This is a genomic window from Acinetobacter sp. B51(2017) (assembly GCF_003711395.1).
Lineage (GTDB): Bacteria > Pseudomonadota > Gammaproteobacteria > Pseudomonadales > Moraxellaceae > Acinetobacter.
This window is the reverse complement of the sequence record NZ_PJRJ01000033.1, coordinates 1-21,057: the sequence shown is the minus strand read 5'-3', so window position 1 is coordinate 21,057 and position 21,057 is coordinate 1. Positions and strand designations below refer to the sequence as shown.

Annotated in this window: 16 protein-coding genes and 4 pseudogenes; 12 read left to right on the top strand and 8 right to left on the bottom strand. The window is 36.0% G+C overall.

Annotation, left to right across the window (positions count from 1 at the left end):
• The first annotated feature begins 54 nt into the window (after positions 1–54).
• Entirely contained in the window at positions 55–759 is a 705-nt protein-coding gene (locus tag CYK47_RS12875) for an IS6-like element IS1006 family transposase (RefSeq protein ID WP_001067784.1), read from the top strand.
• A 127-nt stretch (positions 760–886) separates the two neighbouring features.
• On the opposite strand, the gene CYK47_RS12870 is transcribed toward CYK47_RS12875, so the two are convergent.
• Entirely contained in the window at positions 887–1,225 is a 339-nt protein-coding gene (locus CYK47_RS12870) for a hypothetical protein (protein ID WP_032073153.1), read from the bottom strand.
• Between the two features lie 58 nt (positions 1,226–1,283).
• Between CYK47_RS12870 and CYK47_RS12865 the strand changes: the two genes are divergently transcribed.
• Entirely contained in the window at positions 1,284–2,054 is a 771-nt protein-coding gene (locus CYK47_RS12865; RefSeq protein ID WP_032073134.1) for a hypothetical protein, read from the top strand.
• A gap of 118 nt (positions 2,055–2,172) precedes the next feature.
• On the opposite strand, the pseudogene CYK47_RS12860 reads toward CYK47_RS12865, so the two are convergent.
• A pseudogene (locus CYK47_RS12860) lies at positions 2,173–2,541 on the bottom strand (IS1-like element ISAba3 family transposase); the annotation flags it as partial.
• A gap of 80 nt (positions 2,542–2,621) precedes the next feature.
• On the opposite strand from CYK47_RS12860, the gene CYK47_RS12855 reads away from it, so the two are divergent.
• Positions 2,622–3,464, top strand: a complete 843-nt coding sequence (locus CYK47_RS12855) for a carbapenem-hydrolyzing class D beta-lactamase OXA-58 (protein ID WP_002002480.1) — start codon at positions 2,622–2,624, stop codon at positions 3,462–3,464.
• Between the two features lie 300 nt (positions 3,465–3,764).
• Here CYK47_RS12855 and CYK47_RS12850 read toward each other — a convergent pair whose 3' ends face one another.
• Positions 3,765–4,679 (bottom strand): ParB/RepB/Spo0J family partition protein, encoded by a 915-nt coding sequence (locus CYK47_RS12850; RefSeq protein ID WP_122902243.1) that lies wholly within the window; start codon positions 4,677–4,679, stop codon positions 3,765–3,767.
• Between the two features lie 16 nt (positions 4,680–4,695).
• Positions 4,696–5,484 (bottom strand): ParA family protein, encoded by a 789-nt coding sequence (locus CYK47_RS12845; protein ID WP_122902242.1) that lies wholly within the window; start codon positions 5,482–5,484, stop codon positions 4,696–4,698.
• Positions 5,485–6,414: 930 nt separating this feature from the next.
• Here CYK47_RS12845 and CYK47_RS12840 point away from each other — a divergent pair.
• From CYK47_RS12840 to CYK47_RS12815, 7 genes and pseudogenes are all read left to right on the top strand, one after another.
• Entirely contained in the window at positions 6,415–7,584 is a 1,170-nt protein-coding gene (locus CYK47_RS12840; protein WP_122902241.1) for a replication initiation protein, read from the top strand.
• A 219-nt stretch (positions 7,585–7,803) separates the two neighbouring features.
• Positions 7,804–9,372, top strand: coding sequence for a type I restriction-modification system subunit M (locus CYK47_RS12835; RefSeq protein ID WP_122902240.1), 1,569 nt, complete (start codon positions 7,804–7,806; stop codon positions 9,370–9,372).
• Positions 9,372–9,869, top strand: a pseudogene (locus CYK47_RS15915) (restriction endonuclease subunit S); the annotation flags it as partial. The gene CYK47_RS12835 and the pseudogene CYK47_RS15915, both read left to right, overlap by 1 nt.
• A pseudogene (locus CYK47_RS15910) lies at positions 9,858–10,598 on the top strand (restriction endonuclease subunit S); the annotation flags it as partial. The pseudogenes CYK47_RS15915 and CYK47_RS15910, both read left to right, overlap by 12 nt.
• A gap of 10 nt (positions 10,599–10,608) precedes the next feature.
• Entirely contained in the window at positions 10,609–11,460 is an 852-nt protein-coding gene (locus CYK47_RS12825) for an HNH endonuclease (protein ID WP_122902238.1), read from the top strand.
• A 17-nt stretch (positions 11,461–11,477) separates the two neighbouring features.
• Positions 11,478–12,389, top strand: a complete 912-nt coding sequence (locus tag CYK47_RS12820) for a DUF5655 domain-containing protein (RefSeq protein WP_122902237.1) — start codon at positions 11,478–11,480, stop codon at positions 12,387–12,389.
• Positions 12,390–12,417: 28 nt separating this feature from the next.
• Positions 12,418–15,294: a type I restriction endonuclease subunit R gene (locus CYK47_RS12815; RefSeq protein WP_122902236.1), complete on the top strand. Its 2,877-nt coding sequence runs from the start codon at positions 12,418–12,420 to the stop codon at positions 15,292–15,294.
• Between the two features lie 242 nt (positions 15,295–15,536).
• On the opposite strand, the gene CYK47_RS12810 is transcribed toward CYK47_RS12815, so the two are convergent.
• Positions 15,537–15,743, bottom strand: a complete 207-nt coding sequence (locus CYK47_RS12810) for a helix-turn-helix domain-containing protein (RefSeq protein WP_122902235.1) — start codon at positions 15,741–15,743, stop codon at positions 15,537–15,539.
• A 197-nt stretch (positions 15,744–15,940) separates the two neighbouring features.
• Between CYK47_RS12810 and CYK47_RS12805 the strand changes: the two genes are divergently transcribed.
• Positions 15,941–16,195, top strand: a complete 255-nt coding sequence (locus tag CYK47_RS12805; protein WP_122902234.1) for a hypothetical protein — start codon at positions 15,941–15,943, stop codon at positions 16,193–16,195.
• Between the two features lie 20 nt (positions 16,196–16,215).
• Here CYK47_RS12805 and CYK47_RS12800 read toward each other — a convergent pair whose 3' ends face one another.
• Both CYK47_RS12800 and CYK47_RS12795 read right to left on the bottom strand, forming a co-directional pair.
• Positions 16,216–19,122: a relaxase/mobilization nuclease domain-containing protein gene (locus tag CYK47_RS12800; protein WP_122902233.1), complete on the bottom strand. Its 2,907-nt coding sequence runs from the start codon at positions 19,120–19,122 to the stop codon at positions 16,216–16,218.
• Positions 19,119–19,514 (bottom strand): plasmid mobilization protein, encoded by a 396-nt coding sequence (locus CYK47_RS12795; protein WP_252150284.1) that lies wholly within the window; start codon positions 19,512–19,514, stop codon positions 19,119–19,121. The genes CYK47_RS12800 and CYK47_RS12795 overlap by 4 nt, the downstream gene beginning before the upstream one ends.
• A 199-nt stretch (positions 19,515–19,713) precedes the next feature.
• On the opposite strand from CYK47_RS12795, the gene CYK47_RS12790 reads away from it, so the two are divergent.
• Positions 19,714–20,088 (top strand): hypothetical protein, encoded by a 375-nt coding sequence (locus tag CYK47_RS12790; RefSeq protein WP_122902232.1) that lies wholly within the window; start codon positions 19,714–19,716, stop codon positions 20,086–20,088.
• A gap of 27 nt (positions 20,089–20,115) precedes the next feature.
• On the opposite strand, the pseudogene CYK47_RS12785 reads toward CYK47_RS12790, so the two are convergent.
• A pseudogene (locus CYK47_RS12785) lies at positions 20,116–20,928 on the bottom strand (DinB/UmuC family translesion DNA polymerase); the annotation flags it as partial.
• Positions 20,929–21,057 lie beyond the last annotated feature (129 nt).

The following is a 21,057-nucleotide window of genomic DNA, read 5'->3' as shown; positions in this document are numbered from 1 at the left end:
TGCAAATAACCACGAATGGTAAGCTGAAGACTGTTTTAGCTAAAGGTGCAGCATATGAATCCTTTCCATGGTCGGCATTTTCAGGGCGAAATCATTCTTTGGGCTGTGCGCTGGTATTGTAAATATGGCATTAGCTATCGTGAACTGCAGGAAATGCTGGCCGAACGGGGTGTGAATGTTGATCACACGACTATTTACCGTTGGGTTCAACGTTATGCTCCTGAAATAGAAAAACGTTTACGCTGGTATTGGCGTAATCCTACAGATCTGAGCTCGTGGCATATTGATGAAACCTATGTAAAAGTGAATGGACGATGGTCTTATCTGTATCGTGCAGTCGATCAACGTGGCGATACCATTGATTTTTATCTTTCTTCTAGACGTAATACCAAATCAGCATATTGTTTTCTTGGAAAAATTTTAAATAATGTGAAGAAGTGGCAAATTCCACAAGTGATCAACACGGATAAAGCACCCACATATGGACGTGCTTTATCACGGTTAAAACGGGAAGGTAAATGTCCACCAGACCTTGAGCACAGGCAGATTAAGTATAAAAATAACGTGATTGAATGTGATCATGGCAAGCTAAAGCGGATCATCAGGGCCACATTAGGATTCAAATCTATGAAGACGGCTTATGCCACAATTAAAGGTATTGAAGTCATGCGTGCACTACGTAAAGGACAAGCATCGTCATTTTATTATGGTCAGCCTCAGGGTGAAGTGTGTCTAATCAACAGGGTTTTCGGTCTCTAAGTACTTTTTAAAGGGAACATCATCGACTCAAATCTCTATTTGCAACAGTGCCAATTATAACGCATTACGTATAAGGTGTATTATGTTAATTTTAGAAAATCTTTCTAATCAGAAATTTAGTTTTCTATTAAGTTCTATAGTGCGGATCTAAGCGTAATACTGTATTCACATCATATTCAGCATCAAAAAAATCACAAATTTTTGATACCTTACCTTTAATTAATAATTTCTTATCTAGATAGATGATCAATTTATTTTTATTTTTATCGAATATTACTCTTCCCCGAGGTACATCGTCATATTCAATTTCCCTTAGCTCAGAAAATTTATTTCGTAATTCATCCCAATAAGATACATGGTTGTAGGCACTATCAATCATACCTAAAGAATCTGAGCTATTAATATCAAACTCATGAGAAATACCAAGAACTTGATTTTTATAAAACCAAAATATACCTATTTTCAATGTTATTCTCCTAAGTTTTCATATATAACTTAAAAAAAATTAAGCAAGTAAACATACTATGATTGAATACTCAGAAAATTTAAATAAATTAAAAAATAACCTTATTACACATAAGGATTATCACCCTCTTTTACAAAAAATCAGCTTACCTTTCATTCCAGATTTTTTAGATAGTTCTTTTGACCAATCCAAAAATAAAGTAGTAATTGTTGGCCAAGAAACTTCTGGATGGGGGAAATTGAAATTAGATAGCTTTATATTAGGAAATTTAAGTACAAATGAATTAATTTCTGAAAGTAAAATTAGATACCGTAATCTTTATGAAAAGCCACCTGTGAGATCACAATTCTTAAAATTCTTAGGTAAAGTCAAAGAAAAAAATAATAACGAGTATATACAATGGTTAAACTTCTACTTCTTTGATTATAATAAAAAATCTTTTAACTTATTGAATTCAAAAAATAAAAGTATAGATTTGTATGAGCATCTTAAAGATATATCAATAGAAAACTTAGTAAATCAACTTGATAGATTAGAACCTAAAAATATTTTTTTCTTAGGTGCATATCATGGAAATTGGGAACAGTTGAAACTCAATTATGTTAATGACGAAGATATTCTTAACTTCAAAGAATCTATAGAAGGATTTAGCGTAAGATTCTGGAATAAAAAGACTTTAGTAATTCGACTCCCTCATCCTGCTTCTCGTGTTCCAAATAAAGGAAAAATTCAACAACAAGCTTTAACTTACTTTGATATTTTTAATAATCAAGCGGAGCAAAATCCTGAAAAATTTAAAGAATTGATAAGAGATAAATTACTTAACTAAAATATATTTAACATAATGGCTGTTATACGAAACGAGAGTGTTAGAACCCATTTAAAGTGTCTATATTCTCACCAATAAAAATGTCCGGTTTCTCCGAGGTAAAATATGACTTTTGAACAAAAATAAGCCATTGTTTATTCTTTTTATTTCCAACAAAATTCCAGAACTCATCTACTTCGAGAGATTCATAATGACTTTGCTGAGGCTGAATTTCATAGGTTGATTCAGTTAAAGTACGTAAAACTTTACCGATACTGATGCGCTCAACTTCAGCAATATCTCGTATACCGCTGCCTCTGACCATCAACTGTAATATTTTACGAGTAATACCTGACTTACATCCTAGATAGCTCAGTGCATGATCACCAATAAACTGACGTTTACAGTCTTTGCACTGATAGTTTTGTTTCCCATCTACTTTGATACCATTTTTCTTTATACTATCACTGAGGCAGGTTGGACATTTGATTGCTAGAGTTATTTGCATTTCTCTATTTTATCAAAATCCAATCGGCTTTTTCTTCAGCATACTTTTTGAAACACTACCAAATTTTAAAGTTGTATATCATGAAATTATTAAAAATATTGAGTTTAGTTTGCTTAAGCATAAGTATTGGGGCTTGTGCTGAGCATAGTATGAGTCGAGCAAAAACAAGTACAATTCCACAAGTGAATAACTCAATCATCGATCAGAATGTTCAAGCGCTTTTTAATGAAATCTCAGCTGATGCTGTGTTTGTCACATATGATGGTCAAAATATTAAAAAATATGGCACGCATTTAGACCGAGCAAAAACAGCTTATATTCCTGCATCTACATTTAAAATTGCCAATGCACTAATTGGTTTAGAAAATCATAAAGCAACATCTACAGAAATATTTAAGTGGGATGGAAAGCCACGTTTTTTTAAAGCATGGGACAAAGATTTTACTTTGGGCGAAGCCATGCAAGCATCTACAGTGCCTGTATATCAAGAATTGGCACGTCGTATTGGTCCAAGCTTAATGCAAAGTGAATTGCAACGTATTGGTTATGGCAATATGCAAATAGGCACGGAAGTTGATCAATTTTGGTTGAAAGGGCCTTTGACAATTACACCTATACAAGAAGTAAAGTTTGTGTATGATTTAGCCCAAGGGCAATTGCCTTTTAAACCTGAAGTTCAGCAACAAGTGAAAGAGATGTTGTATGTAGAGCGCAGAGGGGAGAATCGTCTATATGCTAAAAGTGGCTGGGGAATGGCTGTAGACCCGCAAGTGGGTTGGTATGTGGGTTTTGTTGAAAAGGCAGATGGGCAAGTGGTGGCATTTGCTTTAAATATGCAAATGAAAGCTGGTGATGATATTGCTCTACGTAAACAATTGTCTTTAGATGTGCTAGATAAGTTGGGTGTTTTTCATTATTTATAAGAATTAGAAGTTTGAGGTTAATCTATTTTTGGTAGTGTTTCAAAAAGTATGCTGAAGAAAAAGCCGATTGGATTTTGATAAAATAGAGAAATGCAAATAACTCGGCTTTGTTGCACAAAGATTTCATAACCATATGATTTTAAAAGTTTTGATTGTTTTTGATCCAAAATTAAATTTATTTAAATCAGATGCTTACATATTTATGCAACAAAGCCGCTCAGATCAGTAATGACGAATTTATTATCGACTGACTCTCTTATTTTTAATCAAATTTGTCTAAAAAAGAAGTGTAGCAAATTGCTACACTTCTTTTTTAGACTTTAATAATATATTTTTTAATAAATTCTCAAGCTCTTGCAAACTTTCATCATCAAATTCATTCATTTTTAAAGAAACTTTTAAAGTACTGTGATCAAATTTAATATTTCCAGCAACTTTGCCATCATATTCAATTTTCCGAACTACTGTACTAAGAATCGGTTCCTTTTTATCAGCTGATTTCAGAAATCTTTCAGCAAGACCAGCTAACTTTGTTTGTTCAACTTCTTTAGCTAAAAATTTTGCCCAAGCTTTTAATAATGCTTTTTTGGCATTTTCATAATGATCTTCATGCTCAGAAAGAAACTTTTTAATAGCTGTAGCAGCTGTTCGTGCTAAAAGATCAGGTTTTTGTTCAATATCTTTAATCAGCTCATCAGGCAGTTTTTCGTAGGATAAATATTTATACATATCCTCGCGGTTCATGCCTAAAGACTTAGCTAACTGCTGTTTATTCTTTTTAAGCTTTTCATCTAAAGAAATCAAACCGATGTAAATTTCATAATCAGTTAAGTCTTCTCTTTTTAAGTTTTCAGCCAAAGTAAGAAGAGCAACTTCTTCATCCGATGCATCTACAACAATTACTTCAATTGTATTTTTATTGAGTACTTGATGTGCCTTTAAGCGTCTTTCACCAGCAATCAGCTCATATTTATCAGCAACTCTGCGAACTACAATGGGTTGTAGCAATCCGATCTCTTCGATAGAAGCTGCTAAATCTTCAATATCTTGTTGATTAAATATTTTTCGCGGCTGATTTGGACTAGGTTGAATATCTGAAATTTGTACATTGCGACGCAATTCTTTTGCTTCTTTCACATGCTCTTTTTGAGCAACTTTATGCTTTTGAGTATTTTGCTGAAGACGTTGAGCCAAGAGTTCTTTTGTAGTTGCCATAGTATTCTCAGAATTTTTATTCAACACGACCAATAATTTCTTTTGCTAAATCTTGGAAAGCTTTCCGGACTTTTGAACTTTTATCTAAGCTTAACAATGGTTGTTGCAAAATTGCTGCCTGATTCACCTTAGTACTCATTGGAATTGTCGTCTTTAACAATTCACCCACTTGTCCTTTAGCTTCATCACGAATAAGTTTGCAAACATTTTGCCGTTCATCATGTTTGATTAAAAGAGCCCCTAACAATTCTAGTTGAGGATTGACTCGTCTAATCTTACTCAAATGATTGATTAAGTCTGTTACACCATAAAGTCCATATTGAGATCCAGACTCGATTGGAATAATGACATGAGTTGAGGCTGCTAATGCATTACTTGTTAAGAGTTTTAGACTTGGCGGGCAGTCAATCAAAATATAATCATATAGGCCTTTTAATATTTCTAACTTACTTGATAGTTCTTCTGAAGGTCTTGGAGCATCATCTTTAAGTTGGTCTTCTGTCTTACCTAAATTAAGAGAACCATAAATTAGAGATACATTTTTTAAGTTGGTTTCTTCTTTAAGAGCACTAGAAAGTAATTCAACATCTCCGACCAATAATTCTGCGGATGTTGTTTCGACTTCACTAGGATGTTCTGAACCAATATGTAAACTTGCATTAGCTTGTGGGTCCAAATCTATGACTAAAACTTTTTTGCCTAAATCAGCTAATTCTGAAGCTAAATGTACAACGGTTGTGGTTTTACCACATCCACCTTTATGATTGGCTACAGCAATAATTTTAGTCGATTTATTTGTCGTCATAACAGACCCCATTAGAATTATTCTAATATAGTTAAATTTGTAGCAACTTGCTACACTTTATTAAGTAGATATTAAATTACTAATCACTATTTGATAAAAGATAAACAATTCAAAATCTAAATAAAACATAGCTAGCTAATTTAAAATTAGTATTAATTAATATAATTAAGTAATTATAATTAAGAGCCATTTTTTTATTTTATAAACAATATCTTATGAATTTAAAAGTGGAAGACTTGTCACCAAAAAGTGGAAGACTTGTCACTAAAAGGTGGAAGACTTGTCACTAAAAGGTGGAAGACTTGTCACTAAAAAGTGGAAGGTCTGTCATCTAAAAGTGGAAGGTTTGTCACTATGGTGGAAGGTTTGTCACCACATTTTTAAAAATAGCATTTTTAATAAATAAAATTTTTAAAAATCAAACATTTAAGTTGTTGATAAGTGTTGTTTTTTTAATTTAAAGGTGGAAGACTTGTCACGATGAATTTTTATTTTGTGGATAAGTCTACTTTTTAAGATTTATAGGTTGAAAAATAATCAATATTGACCAAGAAAAAGGCAATTTTTGTACTTGATTTCATTTAAAGGTGGAAAACTTGTCACTGAAAAGTTGAAAATTTTTTGATTTTTTCACTTATAAAGGTATTTTTTGCCTCCTTAACACTGTACGGAATACCTTTTAAACAGGGTTTTCCGGGGAAAAGTGGAAAGTTTGTCACTATAAAGTGGAAAAAAATAATTATATTCCACTTTATGGTCGAGAATTATTCTAAATATAGATGAGAGGATGACGTATCTTCCACTTTTAGGCATGAATAGTAGTAAATTTAGGCGGTGTATCTAATAAATTAATTTCTTAAAAGGTGAGGAAGTTGAATGGTATTCCACTTTTATGTATAAATAGGGAAAACAACTTTTAATTTTCCACTTATGACAGACACTGACCACACAGAAGAACAAGAATATCTACCCTATTGCATTGGCAATATCCGACAGAATGGGGTAGTGAGTACCAGTAATCGTTTAATTCGACCTATTGAACTTTCTACCAATGAATATAAGGCTCTGCTATATGCAATGGCTGTGGCTAATTATGGTGAAAAAAACAATCAGGATCGTGAAATTACCGAGCAGACTTATATTTACTTACATAAAGACGATCTTGGTGAATTGTTAGGTCTCAACAAGAAAAACTCTATTAATGTGGCGATTGACCGGATTTATAAGGAACTCTCATCACGTGTCGCTCACTTTGTAATTGAGGAGCCGGCTGATGATCCTAAGAGGAAGGTGAAAAAAGTACATTCGGTAGTGCCGATTATTCGCGAATTACGCTGGGAAGATGATTTAAAAAATGCTTTACAGATTCGTTTCACCAGTGAGGTTTTGCCTTATTTTACCCGTCTCGCAAATGGCAATTTTACTACTTACCAATTAAAGGATCTGTTTGCCTTGGATTCTGTTACGAGTATGAGTTTATATTCGTACATTGTGAAACAAGAGTTTAAATACGCCAATCAAGACACTTATGAAGTAGAATTGTCACTAGAAGGTTTGAAGGCGCTGATAGATATTGGTGAAACAAAATATGATCGCTGGGTTGATTTTAGGCGTTATATTCTCGATAGAATTGTAGCGGAAATTAAGAGCAAAACGAGTCTGAAATTAGAGTATGACACCATTAAAAAAGGGCGGCCAATCGTTGGTGTTCGATTCAAAATATTGAATGACAAAAAAGAAAATGCTATTTCACAATCAAATGAAAAAACTAAAATTTATCTGGATGTAGATTTTAATGACAATAATTTGGTTAAAGAACTAGGGGCGAAGTTTGATATGACAGTGCGGTCTTGGTATATCTATGCTAATGATCCAAATAGTCAGAAATTGAAGAAGTGGTTCAAACCAGAAGGTTGTTTAACGGATTCTCAGGCTAATGTCATAGTAAACGATAATTTATTTCAAATGGAGTTCGCTAAGCCTGGCTTGTCTATGGCAGAGTTTAAAAAAGAAATGAAACATAAGCTGAAGAATGATCGTGATTTCGTTCAGGCTAATCGTACTCGTTTAAATGAAATTTTCGGGAAAGAAATTATTTAGAAACTGTAGCAACTTGCTACATTCACATGTGTGAATATCTCTAGATCTTTAAAAGTGTAGCAATTTGCTACACTAATTTTTCTGATCAATTATGCGCTGTTATTTATGAGTAACTAGTACGACAAATTGTGTCATATTCAACTATTTTACTGCCGCATCATGAGTGATTTTATGTAAAATCATCCAATTAACGATTTACTTAATTGGATAGCTATAACAATGACCCAGGTGCAACTGCAACAGTTACAAAAACAGCTCTGGAACATCGCCAATACCTTACGTGGGAAAATGGGAGCTGATGAGTTCCGTGATTACATTTTGGGTTTTATCTTCTTTAAATATCTATCCGAGAAATCAGTCAATTTTGCCAATGAATTGCTCGATGGCGAAGACATCAGCTTTTTAGAGCTAGATGAAAATAATGCTGAGCATGCTCCATACATCGAAGAAATCAAAAAGAATGCCATTCAAGAAGTCGGTTATGCACTCACACCAAAACAGCTTTTCCATACCTTAGCCGAGCGTGGTCGTCAGGGCGAATTCATTTTGGATGATTTAACTGCGACCTTAAAATCAATTGAACAAAGCACTTTAGGCACCGACTCTGCCGATGACTTTGCCAACCTGTTTGAAGATTTGGATCTAAACTCGACCAAGCTTGGCAATAATGCCAGTGACCGTAATGCACTGGTGGCGAAAGTCCTCAGTCATTTAGATGATATTGATTTTGATATTTCCAATACCGAAGCCGATGTACTGGGGGATGCTTACGAATACCTGATTGGTGAGTTTGCATCAGGCGCGGGTAAGAAAGCTGGGGAATTCTATACCCCGCAAACGGTATCGACTTTACTTGCGAAGATTGTCACCCAAGGCAAAGACCGTTTACGTTCAGTCTATGACCCGACCTGTGGTTCAGGTTCGTTATTGCTACGGGTAAAACGTGAAGTGAAAGATGTCGATATGATTTACGGTCAGGAAATGAACCGTACCACCTACAACTTGGCACGCATGAACATGATTCTGCATGATGTGCATTTTGCCAAGTTCGACATCAAGCAGGAAAATACTTTAACCCGTCCGCAGCATTTAGATAAAAAGTTTGATGCGGTGGTGGCGAATCCGCCATTTTCTGCAAAATGGTCTGCCGATCCGTTATTTTTACAAGATGAGCGTTTTGCTGCGTATGGCAAACTGGCGCCAAGTTCTAAAGCCGATATGGCTTTTGTACAGCACATGCTGTATCAACTGGATGACAATGGCACCATGGCGGTGGTATTGCCGCATGGCGTATTGTTCCGTGGTTCGAGTGAGGGCGTGATTCGTCAGTATTTGATTGAACAGATGAACGTGGTGGATGCCATTATTGGTCTACCCGCCAATATTTTCTATGGCACGTCTATTCCGACCTGTATTTTGGTGTTGAAGAAAAACCGTGAGCATAGCGGCAATATTTTGTTTATTGATGCCAGCAACGAGTTTGAAAAGCAGAAGAACCAAAACAAGTTATTGCCTGAGCATTTGGATAAGATTGTTGCGGCATTTGAAAAGCGTGAAAATATTGAAAAGTATGCGCATGTGGCGACCTTGCAAGAAGTGAAAGACAACGATTACAACCTGAATATTCCTCGTTATGTGGATACCTTTGAAGCGGAAGCCGAGATTGATTTAGATGCGATTGCAAAACAGCTTCAAGCTTTGGAACAAGACAGCCAAGAGACCGATGCCATCATTGCAGATTTCTGCAAAGAGCTAGGCATTGTTTCACCGTTTGCGGAGGTGAAGTAATGGCGGTGCCTAAATTACGTTTTAAAGAGTTTGATGGAGATTTAACAGAATCAAAACTTGTTGAATTAACTTTATGGGCTTCAGGTGGTACACCAGCAAAAGATATTCCTGAATATTGGGGGGATGATATTCCATTGATTAGTGGTGCTTCCATGCACACAAATCAGCTTTATGAATCTGATGTAAAGATTACTAGGTTAGGTCTACAGAAAGGTTCCAAATTAGCACCAAAAGATTCAATTTTAATTTTGGTGAGAGGAAGTATGTTGTTTAATAAAATACCTATGGGAATTACATTAGGTGATGTCGCTTTTAATCAGGATGTAAAATGCATTCGCCCAAAACAGGAACTTGCCCCACAATTTTTGTTCCAATGGTTACATGCTAAAGAAAATACTATTCAAAATAAGGTAACTGCTACAGGTATTGGTGCTGGAAAACTGGATACTGCTGACCTACAAAACCTTAAGTTATATAAACCATCCTCAGAAGAACAAACCAAAATCGCCTCTTTTCTATCGAACGTGGATGAAAAGATCAATCAACTCACGCAAAAGCATGAGCTACTCAGCCAATATAAACAAGGCATGATGCAGAAGTTGTTTAGCCAGCAGCTTCGTTTTAAAGCGGATGATGGTAGTGAATTTGGGGAGTGGGAGAGTATTTCTATTAAAAGTGCTGTAAGTTTTATTAAAGATGGTACACATGGTACACATCAAGATGATCCAACATCCCACTTATTTCTACTAAGTGCTAAGAATTTACAGAATGGCCATGTAGTTATTGATGAAAAAGATAGAAGAATTAATAAATTAGAGTTTGATTCAATTTATAAAAATTATGGTTTGAACACTGGAGATATTCTATTGTCAGTGGTTGGTACTATTGGTCGTGTTGCTATATTTAAAGAAGAGTATAAGAACTACGCTTTTCAACGAAGTGTCGCTTTCATGCGTTTCAAATCTGCCAAACCGGAATTTATTTTTCAGTTGTTTAATGCCGTGGATTTTCAGAATGAGCTATTAGTTAGACAGGTAGTTTCAGCCCAACCTGGAATTTATCTGGGTGATTTAAGTAAAATAGAAATTAAATTACCTTGCCAAGAAGAACAAACCAAAATCGCCAATTTCTTATCTGCCATTGACCAAAAAATTGAAGTGGTCGCACAGCAAATAGAACAGGCTAAAACTTGGAAAAAAGGCTTGTTGCAGCAGATGTTTGTGTAGAGGGGAAATTATGGCAAATTGGCTAGTAACCGTGAATTATGCTGAGTTTGATTTAGAAGCAGCTTATGAGGCTTTGCCGCAGATTTATTGGAAGAATTCAGCCACTAGTGAAGGTAAAGGGTTACAAATCAATGATATTGTTCATGTATATGTGACCCAACCCATCTCAAAGGTGATGTATCAATTCAAAGTTATTGGGCATGCGGAAAACTCAGAATACCCAGTAGCACAGAAAGCATTTTGGTCGGATAAAAAGAAAATTGAAAGTTATCTAGGTGGGTACTCTATTTTTGAAAAGTTAAACAAAGTGGATAAATCCACTTTGTCTTTTGAATATTTCAGACAGGAAAACTTAATTCCTGATGCTCCTATTCAAGGCCGTCGCACAGATCGAGATAAAGCTTCAAATGATCCAATCCGCATTTTTTTAACTCATATTTTTAATGAGTTTAAAACTGATAGTGTGAATACCGACTATCCAGATGAAGCAGGTTTAGAAAATGAAACTTTTCCTGAAGGAGCTAAGCAAACGGTTTTAGTGAATAAATATGAGCGTAACCCTGAAGCAAGGGCTAAATGTATAGAAATTTATGGAACACGTTGTTGCGTTTGTGGCTTGAGCTTTGAACATATGTATGGCTCATTTGCTAAAGATTTCATCCATGTACATCATATTGAGCCATTAAATACGATTGGTGAAGAGTATGAGGTTGATCCTAAAGAAGATCTAAGACCTGTCTGCCCAAATTGTCACGCCATGCTCCATAAAACCGAAAATGGTCTTCCAATGACAATTGAGAGATTAAAACTTTTATATAGTGTTTCTTTGAGGAATCTGCTTAGACAAACATTTGAAGAATAAATAATTCGAGATTTTTAATGCAGCTTTATCAAACCCAAGCACAGTCATTAGTAGAACTTACAGAAGATCCTTTTCGTCTGGAAAGAGAGATTCAAAGCCTGTTTGAAAGTAATCTTTACAGTTTTACAGGTCTGGAATTCATCAAGTCCGAGTTCACGATCAAGAATAATCGTATTGACACGCTAGCTTTCGATCCCGAAAGTCAGGCCTTCGTAATTATCGAATACAAGCGTGAACGCAATTATAGCGTGATTGACCAAGGCGTTTCTTATCTGAATCTGATGCTCGACTATAAGGCTGATTTTATCGTTGAGTACAATGAGAGCCAGAGCAAACAGCTTAAACGTCAGGATGTCGACTGGTCCCAGAGCCGAATCATCTTTGTTTCACCGAGCTTTACCGACTTTCAAAAGCAGTCCACCAATTTTAAAGATTTGGGCATTGAGCTGTGGGAAATCAAACGCTATCAAGGTGGAATTGTTTCAGTCAATCCATTGCAGAAAGCCAAATCAGCCCCTTCAATCAAGCAAGTGCAAAAGGTTGAGTCTGAAGATATTCAAAAGATTGCCAAAGAAATCCAGCAATATGATGAAGCCTATCACTTGGCGGATAAGTCCGATGACATCAAAGAGCTATATGAGCAATTCAGGGACTCAATTCTGGGCTTAACCACCGATTTAGAGGTTCATCCCAAGAAAATGTACATAGCCTTCCGTAAGGGTAAGCGTAACTATGTCTATATGAGTATTGGGACAAAGCAAATTCGTATATGGCTGAATATGCCTTTTAATCAACTGGATGACCCGAAACAGCTCGCGAAAGATGTGACCAATATTGGACATTGGGGCAATGGCGATTGTGAGGTGATCGTGTCAGATACAGAAAATTTAGAATATATCTTGAGTTTAATTAAACAAACATTGAAGTGAATAATTTAAGATTTTAGAGGGAAAGGAAATGACAGTACAAAGCGAATATCAACTTGAAAATGAACTGATCGGCCAACTGCAACAATTAGGTTATGCCTCAGTCACGCTCAAGGATGAAAGTCAGCTACTGTCTAACCTCAAAACCCAAGTCGAACGCGCCAATGGACTAGCGCCTCTGTCAGAAACGGAATGGAAACAGGTCATCAGTTTTTTGAACACGGGCACAGTGTTTGAACGCGCCAAGAATCTGCGTGATCTGTTCCCAGTCAAATTTGATGATGGTACCAGTAAACATCTTTTTTTCCTGTCTGATGATCCAAGCAAAAATATTTATCAGGTCACCAATCAAATCACTATCGACCACCGCGACTATAACGGCCGTACCAGCCGTTTTGATGTGACGATCCTGGTGAATGGCTTGCCACTTGTCCAGATCGAGCTGAAAAAGCGTGGAATGGAGATTGCTGAGGCCTTTAACCAGACGCTGCGTTATACCCGCGAAGCCTACTGGGCAGGACAGGGGCTGTTTAATTTTATCCAGTTGTTTGTCATCAGTAATGGTGCCAATACTCGCTACTACTCAAATGGTACAACAGGCATTGAGTTTGCCTTTCCTTGGGCAGATATCAGTAACAAACACATCAATGAGATTGTTGACTTTGCTGAGGCCTTTTTAAACCAGCAGCACCTGACCCAGATGCTGACTCAATATATGGTCATGCTGGAAACCACCAAAAGCCTGATGGTACTGCGTCCTTATCAGATCTATGCAGTACAGAAAATTGTCCAGCATGTGCAAACCTCTAAAAATAATGGCTATATCTGGCATACCACTGGTTCAGGAAAAACCCTGACCTCCTTTAAAGCCAGTCAGATCATCATGAAAATGCCGGATGTCGAAAAGGTGTTGTTTGTGGTGGACCGGAATGACCTGGATACTCAAACGTCCCGAGAATTTAACGCCTTTAAAGCTGATAGTGTGGATAGTACTGACAGTACACATACCTTGGTGAAACAGCTTGATCAACGCCATGACAAGCTGATTGTGACCACTATCCAGAAACTGAATCGTGCCATCAGTAATGACCGTTATCAGGAATACATCAACTATTTAAAAGACAAGAAAGTTGTGTTTATCTTTGATGAATGCCACCGTAGCCAGTTTGGAGATACTCACCAGAACATCAAAAAGTTCTTTGCTAATGCCCAGATGTTCGGGTTTACTGGAACACCAATTTTTGAAGAAAACAGTCAGTCAAAGGCTGGTCTGAAACTCACTACAGATTACCTGTTCCATGAATGCCTGCATAAGTATGTGATCGTGGATGCCATCCGTGACCGTAACGTACTGCAGTTCCAGATTGATTACCGGGGTAAATTTACAGCTAAGGGCATGCAAAACAACCTTGGCTATGAGGATGAAGTTGAAGGTATTGATACCAAGGAGCTATACGACACCCCAAAACGCCTGGAAATGATTGCGCGTTATATTGTCGATAACCATGACATCAAGACCCGTAACCGGGAATTTACTGCAATGTTCTGTGTCAGTTCGGTCGAGACGCTGACTCAGTACTATGAAATGTTTGAAAAGGTTCAGGCTGAAAAGCAGAAGCAAGATGAAGAGCAAGGTAGGCTTTTTAAACCGCTGACGATTGCAACGATTTTCTCCTATGCAGCCAATGAAGCTGTGCCTGTAGATGAACAGAATGGGTTGATCCAGGAAGAAGCTGCAGACATACCAAGTCAGATCAATCAGTCCAGTCGCGACAAGCTGGACCGCTATATTGCCCAGTACAACCAACAGTTTAAGACTAACTACAATTCTGGTGATCAGTTCTATGCTTATTACCGAGATATCGCAGATCGGGTCAAAAAGAAACAGATTGACATTCTGCTGGTCGTGAACATGTTCCTGACAGGCTTTGATTCTAAGCCATTGAATACTTTATATGTCGATAAGAACTTGAAATACCATGGTCTGATCCAGGCATTCTCACGTACCAACCGTGTATATAACGATAAGAAGCCATTTGGAAACATTATCTGCTTCCGTAACCTAAAACGTGCCACAGATGAAGCTCTGGCGCTATTTTCCAATAAAGATGCGCAAAAAGTGGTACTGGTTCCAAGCTTTGAGGAAATTAAGCAGGATTATGATGCTGCTGTTCAGAAGTTGCTCAAGATCACGCCTGATTATCAAAGCGTGGATGATCTCATGACGGAAGATCAGCAGTTGGAGTTTATCAAGGCCTTCCGTGAAGTGATGCGTTATAACGCTCAGCTGCAAACCTTTATTGAATACGATCAGAACCAGACCGCTTTAGATAAACAGCACTTTGCCAATTTTGCTTCCAAGTATGCTGACTTATGTCGTGATGTACGCAAGACTACGAAAAAAGAAAAAGTCTCTGTGCTGGATGATGTCGATTTCCAATTGGACCTGTTACATAGTGACCGGATCAATGTGGGCTATATCATCAATTTGCTGCAAATGGCTCTGGATAGCGGGGATGAGGCCAAACGCAAGAAATACGAAGCACAAGTATATGATCTAATTGGCAATGACGTTAACCTGCATGATAAGCAGGAGCTAATTCAGAAGTTCATTGAAGAAAATATGCCGAAGATGATCAATGGGCAAAGTGTTCAGAGTGCTTTTTCTGCATTTTGGGATACTGAGAAAGAACAGGCTTATCAGCATCTCTGCGAAGTGGAAAACTTGAAGCCTGAGGTGATGAAGAATGTTCTGGAACACTATGAGTTCACTAAGCGTTTGCCGCGTAAAGAAGAGTTGAAAGACTTACCAAACTACAAGGTCAAATTATTTGAACGAGATAATGTGTTTAGCAACTTATTGGTGAAGACCCAGCAGTTAATAGAAAAGTTTTATGTGAGTTTCTAAAGTGCATCTGCATTTTCAAAACCCGATTGTAATAGGATGAAAGTAAAGGGATGGGAAGAGTACTTTTATAACTACTTAAAGCAAAGTAAAAACGTTTTTTGTCAAGATTGCCTGATGCCATTTGTAATTTAGCCTAAGCTTAACTTATGAGATTTTGAGAATCTAATAATTAAAGATGCACGAAATAATTATCTTAATTGTTAAAAATCGATTTAAGACAATTACATAATGCTAATGTCGAATTAATTATCTGAATACTCAAACAGATCATTCATCGTACAGCCAAAAAATTCGCAAAGTTTATCCGCTACAGGTAACTCGATACGGACAGCTCTGTCGTAGTACATATTAGTAAGGGTATTCCGATTAATCCCAGTTGCATGTACGACATCACTTAACTTTAAAATTTTTCTTTCGCCCATAAGGTTAGCTAACTTGCATCTAATCATATTGTATATCAGTATAAAAAAATAACCTGCTGTGAGTTATTTTTCGTTGCATTAATTTGAGTACTTTGGTAAATTACAACCTACAGCAGGTTATATTTACCTAATACAAGTACTTTTACCTATCTAAATTAAATTATAGCTTGTAACTTGGATGAATAGAAACCTACAACACTATAAATTGATGTAGGAATTTTATAATGGTCACCTCTAATGAGTTATGGGTAAGTCGTAAAGCTAAGCTCTTGGGCTATAAACTGATTAAAGAATTGAATGTAGGAATGGGTTTTGGAATTGCAAGTTATCTGGATGTAAATCATTGTTATAACAATCATCAGGCAGTTTTAGTTTGGTTAGAACACTTTTTAGAAGACTATCCAGAAATACAAAGTATAGACCCACTTAAGACTGAATTTCTTAAAAATTTTCCAGAATCTTTTTATGAGTTAGCCTAAGGATAATTCTTAGGCTATTTTTATAAGCCATAATTCAAATCGTTATCTTGGGAATGGATGTTCTTCTTCTTGCTCGTGGTATAACCGACAGTCTGGCGACTATAAAAATCTTCTGCACGTTCCTCAACTGTAGGTAGGCTTGAATCTCTTTCCTCTAAACTTAGTGGTAAAGTTTGAGGTACAGGCAAAGGGGGAGATTCTTGTTGAATTATAACTTGATTTGATTCTTGTTGTAGAACAATAGGGATATTGTATTCTTCAGCAATCAATTTTACCTGGGATTTGAAATTTTCATCCCCATAGACATACACCGTTCCATATTTTTCTTTTGCTAAAAATAATGCATCTCGAATATGAACATTTTGTTCACTCACTACAGCAATATGAGTCGAATCTTTCGTTTCAAAAAAAGCAATTTTTTTCTGGTCTAGATAAAATTTTTGTCCAAATTTATATTCGATAATATATTTTTTTCTAGGGAAAAGTATCTTTTGAGTTTGTTGAGGTGGTATAGAAATTTGCTTTTTAGGTTCGAAAGTATTTAAAAACTCTGCTTCTTGTTTCTTTTTCAACTGGGTTCTTCGACTATATTCAAAATATTGCTGCATTTGTAAAAAATCAAGCTCAGGTAAATTTTCAGTGTGTTGAAAAGTCCTATTAGCTTGATTTTTAGGTATAAGTGTAAGCTCAGGTATAGGAATGGAGGATATCATTTTAGTACGATATTTTTGCTTTTCATCAAGAATAGGCGGGGAAGTTTGCAAATTAAAATACAATTGCCAGGTCTGTTCGATTTCAGTTGAGTTGAAATATTGTTTATTCAACTTTATGGGTTGTGTATAAACAAGATTGCGAACTCGCAGTAGCAGAATACTTTGATTCTCTGAACTTAAATTAAGTAATTTATTTTGATCAATACAATTTTCTAATGTTGATTGCAGTGACTTCATTTTTATACCGCAACAATTTAGGAGCAAACAAGTTTTAATAATGGCTGTACTTTGAGAGGCGTGCGTGGACATAAACCTTTTAAACAGTTCAGTAAAACACGATTCGATATTGTTTTGAGACAAATGTTCGAAACTTGGTAAGACTCTTTCTTTATTGATATCCGCAATATTTTGGGTTCTATGTTGCAAGGCTATATGGAACAATTCTTTAAATTCCGACGTACCCCTGAGCGTTTCTTTCTGATTAGAATCCAGTGCTTTTATACATTGTTGCAGTCGGGTGAGAGAATAATTGCTAAATACGAGGATCCCATATTGATTTTGAATGGCAATAGGTTCATTCGGTTGATGTTGATCGAAGATGATTCTTGCTGTTTTAATCTCAGGATTATCTTGGCAAATAAAATTTTTAGATTGGCGTTGATCAAATAAAAATTGTTGTTGCATAAGCAAGTGATGAGAGGGTGGAAAAAACTTTAAAAAATCTGCATAAGATGTGATTTTCGATGAATCAAAGCTTGAAGAAAATGGAAAGCTTTTTTGCAGTGTTTGAGATGTCTTTTGACTTAAGCTTTCATGTTGAACATTATATTTTTTTCTTTGCAATGCTCTTGAATTAATTTGATCAGCTATGTGATGGTAATGCAGCAGTGTAAAAATCACATCAGATGATTGCTCTGTAAATTGTTGTTGTAAATCGTTCAAAAAATGATGTTTATCATGCTTATAAATTTCATTTTTTAAAGAAATTTTTTGGTATCCATTTTTACGCTTTGTACTGATTGAGTCTTTCTCTGATTTCATTATTAGATAAGCATCATGAAGATCTTTAACTAAAAAATCTTCATTTTTAAACAAATGATAAGAATGTAGCGTCGTTTTTGCTGATTGGACGTGCTGAATATTATCGCTTAACTTGATCAGAGGAATTATTTTGTGATCGACATCAGGATGAGTAAAATCCCCCCATCGTTTTTCTAAGTTTTTCAGAGTGACTTGTTTATTACAAAATAAAGAGGCTTTAAAGGTGAGTGTTTGCTTTTCACTTGTCTGAATTTTAAAAATACTACCATTGCGTTTTTTTTCATACAAAATTCCAATTTCGGCTAATCGCTCGTGCCAATCTTTCCAGTTTTTAGCGCTGCTCATTACTTGTTGAATATCACTTTCAATATAGCGTTGATAGTTTGTTCCTACCGCAATTTCACTGCTCATTCGACTTTTTTGTTGATGTCGATGTTCTTGATCTCTAATTTTCGAATAAATTTTTTCAGCATCAGGCTGAGGTACATAATCTGGATTTTTTTCACACTGTCCAGTTTCATGGTTATAAATGAAAACTGGATTAGGTTCTGGCTCCCAGCCCTGTTTTGCTTCAATTTCTGCAGTAGCTCGATGGACTGCATTCAAAATCCACCCCTCACCAAGATCAATAACTTTATTTTCATGATGTTCATTTTTTTTGAACGGATGAACTTTATTGACGATTAAATGAAAGTGCACATTATCTGTATCCAGATGCATTGCATATTGCATTTGCAACTCTTCTGCACCCAGATGTTTTGCTAAAATATCGATCTGTTCTTCAAATTGTTCAACAGTTGGAACTTCAAATTTTTTAAAACTTCCGACCATGTGTACGATCGGGTCAATCACACGAGAGTTCAAACTGGCCGTTTGTGACATTTCAATTTTTTGATATTTCAATACGATTGGGTCAATCACACGAGAGTTTGAACTGATAGTTTTCGACGTTTCAGTTTTTTGATAGATAGGAACCTCTAAAAAGTTTCTCGAGTTTGAATAGACACATTTTTCAGAGAGTAAGTCTTGATCAAAACTAGGATGAAGCTGATGAATATATTCAGACAAATAGTGAGCACGTGCCTGCTTAGGATCGTGAATATAATCAGAGAGACCATGTACGCGTTGATCAACAGAGGTGTCAATCGTATTAGGAATAACCTTGATAATCATGATTTACCAACCCTCTCATTTAGTCTACGCACGATCATTTTGATTTCTTCTATAAGATTTTTTATTTCCATGACCTCGTCATCTATAATTCGTTTACCTTTCAGCTGTTCAAAGATTTTTGCCAGGATAATTCCAATAACTCTTACATCATGAATCTCCTGTTTTTCTAATAAAATGATTTGAGATTCGTTAAAGATTTTCTTGCGTATATAATCGGCCTGATTCATGTGTAGGACTTCACAGGAAGCTGTAATCTGCCGATGCTCATCTTCTGTGAGTCGAATAATAATTTGTTTGTTTCTTAAAGCCTTTTTCATTTTTTCTACTGTACGCAAATTGAGACCGAGCGAAGCGAGTTCGAGATTTGAGAATCTGGACGATGTGATATACATCGTCCCATCCTGTATCTTTTAGCTGTTATTGAATGTAATCAATATGATGAAAATCATGGTTGATTTTCCTTTTTTTTCTTAGCGCAAAAGGTTACATTTTTCAGTAATTTAAAAATCAAAAAAGGGGAAGATATTGCCATTTCTACAAGAATAGATATTTCAAATAATGATCTTGTAAATTTATTTTTAAGGAAAAGATATGATGCAAGACCAGAATGTTTTAGAACTTGATATTCAAAATCCGGATAATATTAATTCTGAATTCTCAACAGATAATTCTTTTGAAGCTCTTCAAGAAAGTAATTCTAAGGCTTCAAAACTTGTTGAGAAGAATCAAAAAATATATAGCAAAAATGATTCTAAAAACTTTGAAAACATTCTTCTTTGTTATATAAAAGAATTGAATGAAAAGACCATTACACGGAATCAATTGCTTACTCAGCATAAGCAGACTTTACTTCAACTCTTTGGTCTTGGTGCAACAACCGGAGAAGTACTAGACTTTCTAAAAAGAAACAATTTCACGGGTATTTCCGAAGAAAATTTAAAAGAGTTTTTAAAAAAGAAAAAATAAATTATGGTGTGAAGTAATCACTCAAAATTACTTCACACAAAGCAATTGATCCCATTGAAAGTAATTTTGGCTTAGTTGATCACGAGACATATTCCAGGTTCTGTTCGGTAACATACTTGCACCAAGAGCGAGTTTGGTTTTACCAAACTTATGATGGATTTCCTCAAGTGAATCCATCAAGATATTGTCTAAGTCAACTTGCTTCATGTCAGTGAATAGGTCATAAATATGGCTAGATTTAGGCTCTAGACAAGTCAATATTACGCCACACTTTTTAAAGCCTACATCTTTCTGATATAAATCATCTATCATTTTTATGGCAATCTTACACAGCGTTAATACGTTATCCGTAGGTTCTGGCAAAGTAAGTGCTGCAGACTTGCTGTAATAGGGTCTATGCGTGTCAAATGGATTCGATTGTACGAAACCAATCATGTAACCACACAACATATTCTCTCCTCTTAAGCGAGCTACTGCATCTTGAACATAGAGACTCATAGCCTCTTTAAGATCATCAATATGATAAATCCTTTGGCCAAAGGAACGACTTGCGACAATCTGCTTTCGGAGGGCTTGAGTATGTTCTAACTCGATACAAGAGACACCATGTAATTCAAGTAATGTTCTGTGCATAACAATGGAAAATTGATCCCTGATCATGAAAGGGGAGGCCATTACGAAATCCAGCACGGAATAAATATTAAGACTATTAAGCTTCTTTGAATGCTTCCTGCCTACACCCCAAATTTCACTTACCTCTATCGCTTCATATAAGCTTTCTGCGGAGCAGTAATCCATAGCAACCAAGTTACATACACCATTGAAGTGAGCATTCTTTTTGGGGCACTGTTGCAAATAGTCGGTGGTGATAAACTTATCATCCCCTTTTGCTGATGGAGCTGCACATGAACCCATTCAAAGGCCGGCATTTTCAGCGTGACATCATTCTGTGGGCCGTACGCTGGTACT

Excerpts from the sequence above, each read along its gene's own strand:
- CYK47_RS12855 (WP_002002480.1), top strand. The coding sequence starts at position 2,622 with ATGAAATTATTAAAAATATTGAGTTTAGTTTGCTTAAGCATAAGTATT.
- CYK47_RS12810 (WP_122902235.1), bottom strand. The coding sequence starts at position 15,743 with ATGATTAGATGCAAGTTAGCTAACCTTATGGGCGAAAGAAAAATTTTA.
- CYK47_RS12805 (WP_122902234.1), top strand. The coding sequence starts at position 15,941 with ATGGTCACCTCTAATGAGTTATGGGTAAGTCGTAAAGCTAAGCTCTTG.
- CYK47_RS12825 (WP_122902238.1), top strand. The coding sequence starts at position 10,609 with ATGGCAAATTGGCTAGTAACCGTGAATTATGCTGAGTTTGATTTAGAA.
- CYK47_RS12835 (WP_122902240.1), top strand. The coding sequence starts at position 7,804 with ATGACCCAGGTGCAACTGCAACAGTTACAAAAACAGCTCTGGAACATC.
- CYK47_RS12815 (WP_122902236.1), top strand. The coding sequence starts at position 12,418 with ATGACAGTACAAAGCGAATATCAACTTGAAAATGAACTGATCGGCCAA.
- CYK47_RS12845 (WP_122902242.1), bottom strand. The coding sequence starts at position 5,484 with ATGACGACAAATAAATCGACTAAAATTATTGCTGTAGCCAATCATAAA.
- CYK47_RS12800 (WP_122902233.1), bottom strand. The coding sequence starts at position 19,122 with ATGATTATCAAGGTTATTCCTAATACGATTGACACCTCTGTTGATCAA.
- CYK47_RS12865 (WP_032073134.1), top strand. The coding sequence starts at position 1,284 with ATGATTGAATACTCAGAAAATTTAAATAAATTAAAAAATAACCTTATT.
- CYK47_RS12840 (WP_122902241.1), top strand. The coding sequence starts at position 6,415 with ATGACAGACACTGACCACACAGAAGAACAAGAATATCTACCCTATTGC.
- CYK47_RS12795 (WP_252150284.1), bottom strand. The coding sequence starts at position 19,514 with ATGTATATCACATCGTCCAGATTCTCAAATCTCGAACTCGCTTCGCTC.
- CYK47_RS12790 (WP_122902232.1), top strand. The coding sequence starts at position 19,714 with ATGATGCAAGACCAGAATGTTTTAGAACTTGATATTCAAAATCCGGAT.
- CYK47_RS12875 (WP_001067784.1), top strand. The coding sequence starts at position 55 with ATGAATCCTTTCCATGGTCGGCATTTTCAGGGCGAAATCATTCTTTGG.
- CYK47_RS12850 (WP_122902243.1), bottom strand. The coding sequence starts at position 4,679 with ATGGCAACTACAAAAGAACTCTTGGCTCAACGTCTTCAGCAAAATACT.
- CYK47_RS12820 (WP_122902237.1), top strand. The coding sequence starts at position 11,478 with ATGCAGCTTTATCAAACCCAAGCACAGTCATTAGTAGAACTTACAGAA.